We start from the raw sequence: 12,357 nt of genomic DNA on the forward strand, positions 1-12,357 counted from the left end.
GGCAAAGCCGAGTGAATTCGGATACGCATCGGGCGAAAAAGGGGAAGTTCATCGTGCAGACCGCCAGAGCCGTCCAGGCATCCACCGTCCTCAATCTGCGCGATCTGGGCGGCATCGCCCTGGGTCCGGACCGCCGGGTTCGTGCCGGTGCCGTGCTGCGGTCCGGGCAGCTCAGCGGGCTCGACGCGGCGCAGGACTCCCGGATGTCCACGCTCGGCATCCGTACCGTCGTCGATCTGCGGACCGCCGACGAGCGGGCCGCGGCCCCGGACCGGCTGCCGCAGGGCGCGCGGCTGTTCGTCGCCGATGTGCTGGGGGACAACCCGGGTGTGGCGCCCGCCCGGCTGCGCGCCCTGCTCGCCGACCCCGTCGCCGCGGACCGGATGCTCGGCGGCGGAAAGGCGGCAGGGCTGTTCGCGGACACCTACCGGCAGATGGTGCTCTCGCCGGGCGCGTCCGCCGCCTACCGGGCCTTCGTCGAGACCGTAGCCGACGACCGTGCCCGCCCGGTGCTCTTCCACTGCACGGCGGGCAAGGACCGGACCGGCTGGGCCGCTGCCCTGCTCCTGATGATGCTCGGCGCGTCGCGCGACGTGGTGCGCGCCGAGTTCCTCGCGGTGAATCCGGTGGTGCGGGTCGCCTTCGCGCCGTACGTGCAGGACTTCCTCGACGCGGGAGGTGACCCAGAGATCGCCTCCGCGATCACCGAGGTGCGCCCCCGCTACCTCGATACGGCGCTGGACGCCATGGACGAACGCTGGGGCGGGCTCGACGGGTATGTGCGCGACGGTCTGCGCATCCCCGAGGCGGCGGTGGAGCGGCTGCGCGCCGGGCTGGTGGTGCCGGCCTGAGCGGCGGGCGGTGATCCGGCCGGCCCCGCTCCCGCTGCCCGTCCTCCTTCCCGTCCGTCACCCTCCCGTCCGCCCGCCGCCCTCCTGCTCATCGCCGAACCTCCTGCCCGCTCGCGGGGCGATGGTGTGCTCCCGGCTTGACTTGATACCCCCAGGGGGTATGTTGTGAGGCGTCGGGAAGCGCTGCCTCCCGGTCGACCCGATGGAGGGAACCGTCATGAACAACGCACTGAGGATCACCGCCTTCGCCGCCGCGCTCGCCGCGACCTTCGGAACCGCCTACGGAGTGGGCAGGGGTGTCGGCCCGCTGGTGGCCGCCGAGGACCGCCCCGCACAACAGCACGGCGGCCACGGCGGGGGAGAGGAGGCCGGGGCGAAGCCGGCTGCGGACCACGCGCCCGGCGGACTTCAGATCTCCGAGGGCGGCTACACCCTGGACCTGGCGACACCGACGGTCCGGGCCGGGGCCCGGACCGAGATCCGGTTCGCCGTCAAGGACGACAGCGGGCGCAAGGTCACCGCCTATCAGCGTGAGCACGGCAAGGAGCTGCATTTCATCCTCGCCTCCACCGACCTCACGCAGTACCGCCACCTGCACCCCGTCCGTGCGGCCGACGGCACCTGGTCGACCCCCGTCGACCTGCCCGAGGCCGGTGGCTACCGGGTCTTCGCCGACTTCACCCCGGCGGCCGCGGGTGCCGGCAACCTCACCCTCGGTGCGGATCTGGCCGTCTCCGGCGCCTACCGCCCCGCAGCTCTCCCGGCCCCGGGCACCACCGCCGAGGTCGACGGCTACCGAGTCGCGCTCGGCGGTGAACTCCGGGCCGGCCGGAGCGGCGAACTCGAACTGTCCATCAGCAGGAACGGCCGTCCCGTCACCGATCTCCAGCCCTACCTCGGTGCGTACGGGCACCTGGTCGCCCTGCGCTCGGGCGACCTCGCCTATCTGCACGTCCACCCGAACGAGGGCGGCCCCGGGCCGGAGGTGTCCTTCACCGCGACGGCGCCCAGTGCCGGAACGTACCGGCTCTTCCTCGACTTCAAGCACGAGGGCAAGGTACGCACCGCGGCGTTCACCGTCCGGGTGGCGGAGCCGGGGAGCACCGACGGCGAGCACCGGGACGGCGGGGCCGGGACGCCCGCCGGGCACGCGCACTGAGACGTGCCCCGGGCCCGAAGTGGTACTGCGCCGAAGGGTGTTGTGCCGCAGGGCGCGGAGGCCGGGGCCGGTGCCGCTCGGCCCCTGGGTATGGTGAAGGGACCGGATTACGAATCCTCCGAGAGGGGCGTACGTTGACCGAGCGCAAGCCTGCGGGCGTCAGCTTCGAATCATGGGTCGACAAGCAGATCCGGGAGTCCGAGCAGCGTGGCGACATCTCGCAATTGCCGGGATTCGGGAAGCCGCTCGACGGCATCGGGGCTCCCTACGACGAGAACTGGTGGATCAAGCAGAAGCTTCAGCGCGAGGGGGTCTCGGTGCTCCCGCCGGCCCTGGCCCTGCGCAAGCAGGCGGAGGACGTGGCCGCATCGGTGTCCGGGGCGCGGACGGAGGCCGAGGTGCGGCGCATGCTGTCCGAGGTGAACGAGAAGATCGCGGCGGCCGTCAGGCGGCCGCCACCGGGCCCGCCGCTGAACCTCAAGCCGTTCGACATCGACGCCATGGTCGATCAATGGCGCACGGCGCGCGATCCGTCGTAGTGCCCGACGAGGCCGGTCGGTGGCTCACGGGCGGGTGCCGGGCGTCCGGCCGGGCATCCGAATGCGTAATACTCCCTTCATGAGATCGAGCATGACGCGCCGGGGAGGCGGGACGCCGCCGGAGTCCGTACGCATCAGGCGTGCCATCGCCCGGGACGCGAAGCGGCTCACCCGGCTGGTCAGGGCGTCCCGCGCCTACGAGGGGCACTACGCCGCCATGGTCGACGGATACCGGGTCGGCCCGGACTACATCGAGACCCACAGGGTCTTCGCGGCCGTGGAGCCCGACACCGACAGGCTGCTCGGCTTCTACTCGCTCGTTCTCGCGCCGCCGGAACTCGACCTCATGTTCGTCGCCGATGCCGCGCAGGGACTCGGCATCGGACGGCTCCTCGTCGGGCACCTGCGCGGCGAGGCCGAGCACGCCGGACTCACCGGAGTCCGCATCGTCTCGCACCCGCCCGCCGAGGGCTTCTACCGGAGCGTGGGCGCCCGCCGGACCGGCACCATGGCCGCCGACCCGCCCGCGGTGATGTGGGACCGGCCCGAGATGCTGCTGCCGATCGACCGGGCGGACAGAAGGGGGCCCGGCCGGCACCCGTTCCCGGATGCCGGTCGAACCCCCTTGCCGGAGCCTGGTGTTACGAGGCGAAGCCCCCGTACGGGCGCGTGATGATCTCCATGCCGTGACCGGCGGGATCGGTGAAGTACAGACCCCGGCCGCCGTCGTTGTGGTTGATCTCGCCCGGCTGCTTCTGGTGCGGATCCGCGTAGTACGCGACCCCGAGTTCCTTGATGCGGGCGTACGCGGTGTCGAACTCGCCTTCCGAGATGAGGAAGGCGTAGTGCTGCATGGTGATCGAGGCTTCGGGAATGGTCGCGAAGTCCAGAGTGACTCCGTTCGCGGTGGAGACCGGGATGAACGGGCCCCATTCCTCGCCGACTTCGAGCCCCAGTATGTCCGCCAGGAACTCCGCGGACTCCCGGTTGTCCCGGGAGTGGATGATGGTGTGATTCAACTCGACTGACACTGTGGAATGCCTCCAACAGGCATCTCACGGGCACCTCCACGCCTCACCCGGCCGGTGACCGACGCGCGATGCCGTACTGGGAATCCTAGGTGAGGTCGAAGTGATCGTCGAGGGCTGGGCGGACGATCCGGCCGTCTCCGCTTCCCCGGTGACCGGTTACGGTGGGGGAGGAGGGGGACGCGAAGTACTCCGGGTATTCGGACGGAGGCTCCCGGTGACCTCGACAGCGCATCGCCCCGACCGCGGCCGCCCGGGCCGTGACGACGGCCGCGACGAGACGCCCGAGGAACGGGCGGACCGGCGGTGGACCGATCTGCTCCAGGAACTGCGGGTCGCCCAGACCGGAGTCCAGATCCTCTTCGGCTTCCTGCTCGCCGTCGTCTTCCAGCCCCGCTTCGCCGAGCTCTCGGACGCCGACCGCACCATCTACGTGGTCACCGTGGTGCTGGGATCGGCCACCGCCGCCGCCCTGATCGGCCCCGTCTCGTACCACCGGCTGCTCACCGGGCGGCGGCTCAAACCGCAGACGGTCACCTGGGCGTCACGGATGACGGTGGTGGGGCTCGTCCTGCTCTTCTGCACCATGTGCTCCGCCCTGCTGCTCATCCTGCGGGTGGCCCTGCACAGCTCCGTCGCGCTGTGGCTGGTCGGCGCAATGGCGCTGTGGTTCCTGATCTGCTGGTTCGTCTTCCCGGCCTGGGCGCTGGCCCGCTCCTCGTCCACGCGTGACAGATGACCGGGCGCCGCCGGGGCGGGCGGACGGTGCGGTCAGCCGGGACCGTCCCCGGTGAGGCCCCGGACGTCCGTGACCGTGAAGAGGCCGCCGTCCGGGTCCAGCAGCGTCGCCGCCGTGCCCTGAGCCTGCGACCGCTGCTCGACCAGGCTCCCGCCGTGCTCCCGCGCGGCCGCGACGGTGGCCGCCACGTCGCCGACCGGGAAATACACCTGCCAGTGCGGGCGGACCAGTGGATCGGGCGCCGCCTCCACCGCGCCGGAACTGATCCGGACCAGCCGGCGCCCGTCGCACTCGACGATGACCTCGTCCTTCTCGTACGACACCTCGCAGCACCCCGGGCGCCCGCTCTCCCAGCCGAGCACCTGGCCGTAGAAGATCGCGGCGTCGAAGGCGTTCCTGGTGTGCAGCCGCAGCCAGGCGTGCGAATGGTCGTCCGGCGCGGGCGGCGAGGTCGCGGGCTCGGTCCGCTGCCAGATCCCGAACACCGCACCGTCCCGGTCCGCCGCGAGCGCCCCGCGCCCCTTGCCGAGTGCCATCGGGCCCACTGCGACGGTGCCGCTGCGCTCACGGATGCGTGAGGCGGCCGCATCGGCGTCGGTGACGGCGAAGTAGGGCGTCCACACCACGGCCACCCGGTAGGCGGTCGCCACCGCGCCGATGCCGGCGACCGGTACGTCGTGCCGGCGCGCGACCGAGAACTCCTGCCCCAGCCTGCCCGGACGGAACGTCCACCCCAGCACGGCACCGTAGAACTCCTGCGCCGCCCGCAGGTCGCGGGTCATGAGATTGACCCAGCAGGGCGCGGCGGCTCCGGTCAGCGGCGCTGGTGTCGGCGCCTTCCCCGGGTGGCTTCCGGTCATGGTCCTACTGCCTTCATTGGTTCTGAGGTGCGGGTACGCCCGTGGCCGCCGGGCCCACACCAGCCTCACCGGAGGCAGCCACCTCCGCAACACGCGACGCCCCCACCACGGACCGGTGCCGGGAGCCTCGCGGTGTCAGTCGCGCTGCTCGTCGGGCTCGCGGGGGATGGGCTCGTTCCCGTGGTCACCGAGTTCGTACGGCGAAAGGCCCCGGCGGTCGGGCGGGAAGTGGTCGTCGCCGTGCACATCGCGTTCCTCGATGTGGCTGCGGTGGTCCGGCCGCGGTGGCTGCTCCTCGGGTCTGGGCGGTGGCAGCTCCTGTGCCCGGCGCCGCCTCCCCAGCCAGACCGCGCCGATCAGCACGGCCACCAGAACCACTCCGACAATGCCCATCACCGACCCGGTCGCGCCCCGCCCGTCGGCGAGAACGAGAGCCAGTGAAGTCAGGTCTGTGCTCGAAACGTCCATGCTTGCCGGATACCCCGCGGCAGATCCCTCACGCGATAATTGCCATGAATTCATATTTTAAGTGGATATGACCCTAAAAGCGTTTCGCTCCGAAGAGGCGTGGCCCGTTCGCATCCCGGTGGTCTCGTGTCGCCGTCGCCCTGCCGCGGGGTGAGCCTGGAGACATCCCCGAAGCGCCCCGGGGGCACCGAGCGGAAGGAACCGCGGTGAACACCATCAAGGAGAAGCGGACACAGGAGAGCGAGTACGGGCAGGAGGTCTCGGTCGTCATCAGCGGGTGCGACAAGGCCGACGCGCGGATGGTCTTCGACGTGTTGCGGGCCGCGTTCACCACCGACCGGGCCTCGGTCGACGTACCGCAGCACCTCGCCGGGAAGCGCCCCACCGCGTGGGTGGTCACCGTCGACGTCGTCGAGGCGAGGGTGGTCTCCGGACCGGTGGCCCTCGGCGCGCCTGTGAGCGTCGACGTCCAGGGCGGCTACTGGGCGGTGGAACGGCTCCGGCAGAGCCTGGCGCACGCCTTCGACGTGACGGTCGTCGGGACCGTCTCCGGCGACCAGGAGGAAGAGGTGCGGCTGCGGCTGGCGAACCGGTAGACCGATGGGCCGACAGTCCGGCAGGGCGCGGCCCGGTGGCGGAGTAATGGCACGGGGAGCTCACGCGCGTCTGGTAGAAAACGGACAAAAGGCCACCTCTGAAAGGTGTGGGAGCGTGGAACCCTCTCGCGGGCGGGACGACGGTGCGCAACAGCCGGGAGCAACCGGTGACCGTTCCACCCTGACACTGCAGATCAATGGAACCGAGCGGACGCTCACCCTCGATCACCGCACCACCGTCCTGGACGCCCTGCGCGAGCACCTCGGTCTCACCGGCGCGAAGAAGGGCTGCGACCACGGACAGTGCGGGGCGTGCACCGTCATCGTCGACGGCCGGCGCGCCAACAGCTGCCTGCTGCTCGCCGTCGCCCACGACGGCGCCGCCGTCACCACCGTCGAGGGCCTCGCCGACGGCGACCGGCTCCACCCCCTCCAGGAAGCCTTCCTGGACCGCGACGCCCTGCAGTGCGGCTACTGCACCCCCGGCCAGATCTGCTCGGCCGTCGGCATGCTCGGCGAGGCGGCGGACGGCTTCCCGTCCCACGCCACCGACCGCAGGGCGCCCGTGTCCGCCCCGGCGGCGCTCGACGCCGACGAGATCCGTGAGCGGATGAGCGGCAACCTGTGCCGCTGCGGCGCCTACCCCCGCATCGTCGAGGCGATCGAGGACGTGGCGCTGTGAAACCCTTCGGCTATCTCCGCGCCCGGTCCGCCGAAGAAGCGGTACGCGAACACGCCGCACACCCCGGCGCCATGTTCCTCGGCGGCGGCACCAACCTCGTCGATCTGATGAAGCTCGGCGTGGCCGCGCCGGACCGGCTCATCGACATCAGCCGACTGCCACTGGACCACGTGGCCGACACCGAGGACGGCGGCCTGCGGATCGGCGCGACCGTACGCAACAGCGCCCTGGCCGCCCATCCCGCCGTACGCACCCGCTACCCCGCCCTGTCCCGGGCGCTGCTGTCCGGCGCCTCCGGGCAGCTCCGCAACACCGCCACGACCGGCGGGAACCTGCTGCAACGCACCCGCTGCGCGTACTTCCAGGACACCTCCAAGCCGTGCAACAAACGGGAACCCGGCACCGGCTGCCCCGCCCTCGACAGCACCCTGCGCGACCTCGCCGTGCTCGGCCACTCCACGCACTGCGTCGCCACCCACCCGTCCGACATGGCCGTCGCCCTGTCCGCCCTCGACGCCACCGTCCACCTGCACGGACCGGACGGCGGGCGGACCGTGCCCGCCACCGGATTCCACCGCCTGCCGGGCGACACCCCCGACCGGGACACCGAGATCCGGCCGGGCGAACTCATCACCGAGCTGGTCCTGCCACCGCGCCCGGAAGGCGCCGCCTCCCTCTACCGCAAGGCCCGCGACCGCGCCTCCTTCGCCTTCGCCCTCGCGTCCGTCGCCGCCGTACTGAGCGTCCGGGGCGGCCGGATCGAGTACGCCGCGCTGGCCTTCGGCGGGCTCGCCCACCGGCCCTGGCGCGCCCGGGTCGCCGAGGACCTGCTCCGGGGAGCACCGGCCACCGAGGGCACCTTCGAACGGGCGGTGGACGCCGAACTCGCCGCGGCCCGCCCGCTGCGCGAGAACGCCTTCAAGGTGGGCCTCGCCCGCAACCTGGCCGTCGACGCGCTCACCGAACTCGCCGCCGACAGCTGACCGCACCGCCCCGGCGCCGGCCACCGGCAACCGGGCAACCGCACCAACGCCGCCCCCGCCGTGAGGAACCCGTCATGAGCCAGGCCCCGTCACCACTGGGCACCCCCGTCGGCCGCCGCGAGGGCCGGGACAAGGTCACGGGCACCGCCCGCTACGCCGCCGAGCACACCCCGCCGGGGTGCCTGTACGGCCGGCCCGTCCCCGCCACGATCGCCCGCGGCCGCGTCGGCGCCGTCCACGCGGACGAGGCGCTGGCCCTGCCGGGCGTGCACGCCGTGCTCACCCACCACAACGCGCCCCGGCTGAAGGAGCCCGACGACCCCATCCTCGCCGTCCTCCAGAACGACCGGGTACCGCACCGGGGCTGGCCCGTCGCGCTCGTGGTGGCCGAGACCCCGGAGGGCGCCCGCGCCGGGGCCGAGGCACTGCGGATCACGTACGAGGCCGACGGGCACGACGTCCTGCTGACCGAGGACCACCCCGGCCTCTACACCCCGGAGATCGTCAACGGCGGCTACCCCGCCGTCCGGGAACGCGGCGACACCGACCGGGCCTTCCTCACATCACCGGTACAGGTCGACGTCACCTACTCCGTCGGGGCGCTGCACAACCACCCCATGGAGCCGCACGCCACGACGGCGCGGTGGGACGACGACGGACATCTGACCGTCCACGACTCCAGCCAGGGTTCCACCACCGTCCGCGACAGCCTCGCCACCGCCTTCGGACTGAGGCCGCAGCAGATCACCGCCGTCTCCGAACACGTCGGCGGCGGCTTCGGGTCCAAGGGCACCCCGCGCCCGCAGACCGTCCTGGCCGCCATGGCCGCACGCCACACCGGCCGCCCCGTCAAGATCGCACTGCCCCGTCGCCAGCTGGCCGCCGTGGCCGGCCATCGCGCCCCCACCATCCAGCACATCCGGCTCGGCGCCGATCTCGACGGCATCCTGACCGCGATCGACCACGAGAGCATCACCCACACCTCCACCATCAAGGAGTTCGTGGAGCAGGCGGCCGTACCGACCCGGATCATGTACGGTTCCGCCGGCAGCCGCACCACCCACCGAGTGGTCGCCCTGGACGTGCCGAGCCCCTCCTGGATGCGCGCACCGGGGGAGGCCCCGGGCATGTACGCGCTCGAATCAGCGATGGACGAACTCGCCTCGGCCCTCGGCATGGACCCCGTCGAACTGCGCATCCGCAACGACCCGGCCGTCGAACCGGACTCCGGGCGCGCGTTCAGCAGCCGCGGCCTGGCCGCCTGCCTGGAGAAGGGCGCCGCGCGCTTCGGCTGGTACGACCGCGATCCGCGCCCCGCGAGCCGGGAGGAGGGACCACTGCTGCTCGGCACGGGCGTCGCCGCCGCCACCTACCCCGTCTACATCGCCGCCTCCAGCGCCTCGGCGCACGCGGCCGCCGACGGCTCGTACCGTGTCCGGGTCAACGCCACCGACATCGGCACCGGAGCCCGTACCGTGCTCGCGCAGATCGCCGCCGACGTCCTGGCCACCCCCGTGGACAACGTCCGGATCGACATCGGCAGCAGCGATTTGCCCGACGCGCCGCTGGCGGGCGGATCGTCCGGCACCGCCTCCTGGGGCTGGTCCGTGCACAAGGCGTGCACCCTGCTGCTGCGGCAGCTGCGCGAGCGCACCGGCCCGGTCCCCGCCGAGGGGCTCACCGTCACCGCCGACACCCAGCAGGAGACCGCCGGGCAATCCCCCTACGCACGCCACGCGTTCGGCGCACACTTCGCCGAAGTCGCCGTGCACTCGCGGACGGGAGAGGTGCGGATGCGCCGGATGCTCGGCGTCTTCGCCGCCGGACGCATCCTCAACTCCCGTACCGCCCGCTCCCAGTTCATCGGCGGCATGACCATGGGGATCGGCATGGCACTGACCGAGGCCTCCACCATGGACCCCGTCTTCGGGGACTACACCGAGTGCGATCTCGCCTCCTACCACGTGCCGGCCTGCGCCGATGTGCGGGAGATCGAGGCGCACTGGCTCGACGAGGAGGATCCGCACCTCAACCCGATGGGCAGCAAGGGCATCGGCGAGATCGGCATCGTCGGCGCCGCGGCGGCCGTCGGCAACGCCGTCCGGCACGCCACCGGCATCAGGCTGCGCAGCCTCCCGCTCACCCCGGACACCCTGCTGCCGTACCTCCTGTGACCCGGGCGGCCTCCCGTGCCAGGGCCGGTCGGGTGTTCCTTGTGTTGCGGGACCGCCTCCGTCGGGCCACTCTGATGAGTGACCCAGAAGTGACATCTGCTCACTCTTCGTGTTCGGGGGTCGTTGGTTCAACGGGGCGAAGCCAGTGGGCCTCGATGTGAGGAGCCTCGACGATGACCGTTCCACTCGACCGGCACTACCTGGTCGAACTCCAGGTTTCGGCAGACCGTGTGTCCCAGCTGCGACGAATAATCGCTGCGCACCTCCGCCACTGGAGTCTCGACCTCCATATCCGGCCGGTGTGCCGTGGTGTGGAGGAGCTGCTGACCAATGTCCATCGGCATGTCGGTGACGACAACAACTGCGTCGTCGAACTCCGCTGGTCCGGGCGGCATCTCACGGTCTCCGTCGCCGACAACGGCTCCGAGATGCCGCGGCTGCTCAGCAACGGCGGCGGTGGCCTGAGCCGGGTCATGGCCCTGAGCGACAGCTGGGGCACCTGCCGCACGGCCGAGGGCAAGGTCGTCTGGTTCACCCGGTACGCCAAGGAGCCGTACAGCGTCGACCTGGTGCGTCTCCCGCCGCTGCCCGGCGTGCGCGAGTTCCGGCGCCCGCCCGTCGAGGCCGCCGCCCCCGTCCCTGCCCCCGAGCCCACGACGGCATCCGACCCCGCTCTCGTCTGAGCCGGGACGGCGCCGCCGCCGGTCGCACCCGCTGGACGACCCCCCCCCGGCGCGGACGACGTGCACCCCGCACGCACGGACCGCGCCGGTCGGGTGTCCGCCCCGGCGGGGCCCGCGTTGCGGCGCGGCGTACGGCACGGCACGGTCGAAGGACCGAGGCAAGGAGGACACGGCCATGCCCATCGCGACGGTCAATCCCGCGAACGGCGAAACCCTCAGAAGATTCGAAGCGCTCGACGACGCGGGGATCGAGCAGCGGCTCGAAGCCGCCGCCACCGCTTACGGGCACTACCGCACCACCGGGTTCGCCGAACGTGCCCGGCTGCTGAACCAGGCCGCCGGGCTGCTCGACGAGGACCAGCAGGACATCGCGCGCACCATGACCATCGAAATGGGCAAACCCGTCAAGGCGGCCCGTGCGGAGGCCGCCAAATGCGCCAAGGCGATGCGCTGGTACGCGGCGCACGCGGAGGAACTCCTCGCCGACCGGCACCCGTCCCCGGCCGACGTGGCGGACTCCGGCGCCTCACGTGCCTACGTCCACTACCGCCCGCTCGGTCCCGTGCTCGCCGTGATGCCGTGGAACTTCCCGCTCTGGCAGGTCGTACGGTTCGCCGCCCCGGCCCTCATGGCGGGCAACGTCGGCCTGCTCAAGCACGCCTCCAACGTCCCGCAGACGGCGATGTATCTGGAGGGCCTGTTCCGCCGGGCCGGATACCCGGCGGGCTGCTTCCAGAGCCTGCTGGTGGGATCGGGCGCGGTCGAGGCGATCCTGCGTGACCGCCGGGTCGCCGCGGCCACCCTCACCGGCAGTGAGCCGGCCGGCCGCTCGGTCGCGTCGATCGCCGGCGACGAGGTGAAGCACACCGTCCTGGAACTGGGCGGCAGCGACCCGTACCTCGTCATGCCGTCCGCGGACGTCGCCAGGGCCGCCCGCACCGCCGTGACCGCCCGGGTGCAGAACAACGGGCAGTCCTGCATCGCCGCCAAACGGTTCATCGTGCACACCGAGGTGTACGAGGAGTTCGCCGAACGGTTCACCGTGGGCATGAGCAACCTGACGGTCGGCGACCCCATGCAGGAGTCCACCGACGTGGGGCCCCTCGCCAGCGAACAGGGCCGCACCGACCTGGAAGAGCTGGTGGAGGACGCGGTACGGCAGGGCGCGCGGGCACTGTGCGGAGGGGACAGGCCCGCCGGACTCGCCCCGGAACTGGCGCGCGGCTGGTTCTACGCCCCCACGGTCCTCGCCGGGATCACCCCCGCCATGCGCATCCACCACGAGGAGACCTTCGGCCCCGTCGCTTCCCTCTACCGGGTCGACGGCCTGGACGAAGCCGTGGCACTCGCCAACGACAGCCCCTTCGGCCTCAGCTCCAACGTATGGACCCGTGACGCGGACGAGGCACGCCGCTGCGTACGCGACCTGGAGGCGGGCGGTGTCTTCTTCAACGGCATGACGGCGTCCCATCCCGCACTGCCCTTCGGCGGTGTGAAGCGCTCCGGCTACGGGCGCGAACTCGCCGGGCAGGGCATCCGCGCATTCTGCAACGCGACCACGGTCTGGTACGGCCCCGAGCCCGTCGGCCCCTGAG

Annotated in this window: 13 protein-coding genes and 1 pseudogene; 11 read left to right on the plus strand and 3 right to left on the minus strand. The window is 72.0% G+C overall.

Translation table 11 applies throughout. From position 1 onward, the window contains the following. The first annotated feature begins 53 nt into the window (after positions 1 to 53). The 4 genes and pseudogenes from AADR41_RS05020 to AADR41_RS05035 all read left to right on the plus strand — a co-directional run. Positions 54 to 851: a tyrosine-protein phosphatase gene (locus tag AADR41_RS05020; protein ID WP_342280147.1), complete on the plus strand. Its 798-nt coding sequence runs from the start codon at positions 54 to 56 to the stop codon at positions 849 to 851. Positions 852 to 1,068: 217 nt separating this feature from the next. Next, complete coding sequence (locus AADR41_RS05025; RefSeq protein ID WP_342280148.1) at positions 1,069 to 2,010, plus strand: hypothetical protein; 942 nt, start codon at positions 1,069 to 1,071, stop codon at positions 2,008 to 2,010. 134 nt (positions 2,011 to 2,144) lie between these two features. After that, positions 2,145 to 2,549: a DnaJ family domain-containing protein gene (locus tag AADR41_RS05030; RefSeq protein ID WP_342280149.1), complete on the plus strand. Its 405-nt coding sequence runs from the start codon at positions 2,145 to 2,147 to the stop codon at positions 2,547 to 2,549. 79 nt (positions 2,550 to 2,628) lie between these two features. Beyond that, positions 2,629 to 3,114 (plus strand): annotated as a pseudogene (locus tag AADR41_RS05035) (GNAT family N-acetyltransferase); the annotation flags it as partial. A gap of 76 nt (positions 3,115 to 3,190) precedes the next feature. On the opposite strand, the gene AADR41_RS05040 reads toward AADR41_RS05035, so the two are convergent. After that, a complete protein-coding gene (locus AADR41_RS05040; protein ID WP_342280150.1) occupies positions 3,191 to 3,580 on the minus strand; it encodes a VOC family protein in 390 nt (129 codons plus the stop codon). Between the two features lie 214 nt (positions 3,581 to 3,794). Between AADR41_RS05040 and AADR41_RS05045 the strand changes: the two genes are divergently transcribed. Continuing rightward, complete coding sequence (locus AADR41_RS05045) at positions 3,795 to 4,316, plus strand: DUF6328 family protein (RefSeq protein ID WP_342280151.1); 522 nt, start codon at positions 3,795 to 3,797, stop codon at positions 4,314 to 4,316. Positions 4,317 to 4,348: 32 nt separating this feature from the next. Here the strand turns inward: AADR41_RS05045 and AADR41_RS05050 are convergent, their stop codons facing one another. Further along, positions 4,349 to 5,176, minus strand: a complete 828-nt coding sequence (locus AADR41_RS05050; protein WP_342280152.1) for a VOC family protein — start codon at positions 5,174 to 5,176, stop codon at positions 4,349 to 4,351. A gap of 135 nt (positions 5,177 to 5,311) precedes the next feature. Beyond that, the gene (locus AADR41_RS05055; RefSeq protein WP_342280153.1) at positions 5,312 to 5,644 is read right to left on the minus strand and encodes a DUF6479 family protein; all 333 of its coding nucleotides are present in this window, start codon (positions 5,642 to 5,644) and stop codon (positions 5,312 to 5,314) included. A 206-nt stretch (positions 5,645 to 5,850) separates the two neighbouring features. Here AADR41_RS05055 and AADR41_RS05060 point away from each other — a divergent pair, with 206 nt between their 5' ends. From AADR41_RS05060 to AADR41_RS05085, 6 genes are all read left to right on the plus strand, one after another. Next, positions 5,851 to 6,240, plus strand: coding sequence for a hypothetical protein (locus AADR41_RS05060; RefSeq protein ID WP_342280154.1), 390 nt, complete (start codon positions 5,851 to 5,853; stop codon positions 6,238 to 6,240). Positions 6,241 to 6,355: 115 nt separating this feature from the next. Then, the gene (locus AADR41_RS05065; protein WP_342280155.1) at positions 6,356 to 6,922 is read left to right on the plus strand and encodes a 2Fe-2S iron-sulfur cluster-binding protein; all 567 of its coding nucleotides are present in this window, start codon (positions 6,356 to 6,358) and stop codon (positions 6,920 to 6,922) included. Next, entirely contained in the window at positions 6,919 to 7,905 is a 987-nt protein-coding gene (locus AADR41_RS05070; RefSeq protein WP_342280156.1) for an FAD binding domain-containing protein, read from the plus strand. The genes AADR41_RS05065 and AADR41_RS05070 overlap by 4 nt, the downstream gene beginning before the upstream one ends. Positions 7,906 to 7,979: 74 nt before the next feature. Then, the gene (locus AADR41_RS05075) at positions 7,980 to 10,079 is read left to right on the plus strand and encodes a xanthine dehydrogenase family protein molybdopterin-binding subunit (protein WP_342280157.1); all 2,100 of its coding nucleotides are present in this window, start codon (positions 7,980 to 7,982) and stop codon (positions 10,077 to 10,079) included. Positions 10,080 to 10,252: 173 nt separating this feature from the next. Further along, entirely contained in the window at positions 10,253 to 10,762 is a 510-nt protein-coding gene (locus AADR41_RS05080; RefSeq protein ID WP_342280158.1) for an ATP-binding protein, read from the plus strand. A 175-nt stretch (positions 10,763 to 10,937) separates the two neighbouring features. Further along, complete coding sequence (locus AADR41_RS05085) at positions 10,938 to 12,356, plus strand: NADP-dependent succinic semialdehyde dehydrogenase (RefSeq protein ID WP_342280159.1); 1,419 nt, start codon at positions 10,938 to 10,940, stop codon at positions 12,354 to 12,356. Position 12,357: the final 1 nt, after the last annotated feature.

Origin of the sequence: Streptomyces sp. CLV115, from assembly GCF_038448545.1 — a bacterium.
Classification (GTDB): Bacteria; Actinomycetota; Actinomycetes; order Streptomycetales; family Streptomycetaceae; genus Streptomyces; species Streptomyces sanglieri.

Excerpts from the sequence above, each read along its gene's own strand:
- AADR41_RS05055 (WP_342280153.1), bottom strand. The coding sequence starts at position 5,644 with ATGGACGTTTCGAGCACAGACCTGACTTCACTGGCTCTCGTTCTCGCC.
- AADR41_RS05050 (WP_342280152.1), bottom strand. The coding sequence starts at position 5,176 with ATGACCGGAAGCCACCCGGGGAAGGCGCCGACACCAGCGCCGCTGACC.
- AADR41_RS05025 (WP_342280148.1), top strand. The coding sequence starts at position 1,069 with ATGAACAACGCACTGAGGATCACCGCCTTCGCCGCCGCGCTCGCCGCG.
- AADR41_RS05085 (WP_342280159.1), top strand. The coding sequence starts at position 10,938 with ATGCCCATCGCGACGGTCAATCCCGCGAACGGCGAAACCCTCAGAAGA.
- AADR41_RS05080 (WP_342280158.1), top strand. The coding sequence starts at position 10,253 with ATGACCGTTCCACTCGACCGGCACTACCTGGTCGAACTCCAGGTTTCG.
- AADR41_RS05075 (WP_342280157.1), top strand. The coding sequence starts at position 7,980 with ATGAGCCAGGCCCCGTCACCACTGGGCACCCCCGTCGGCCGCCGCGAG.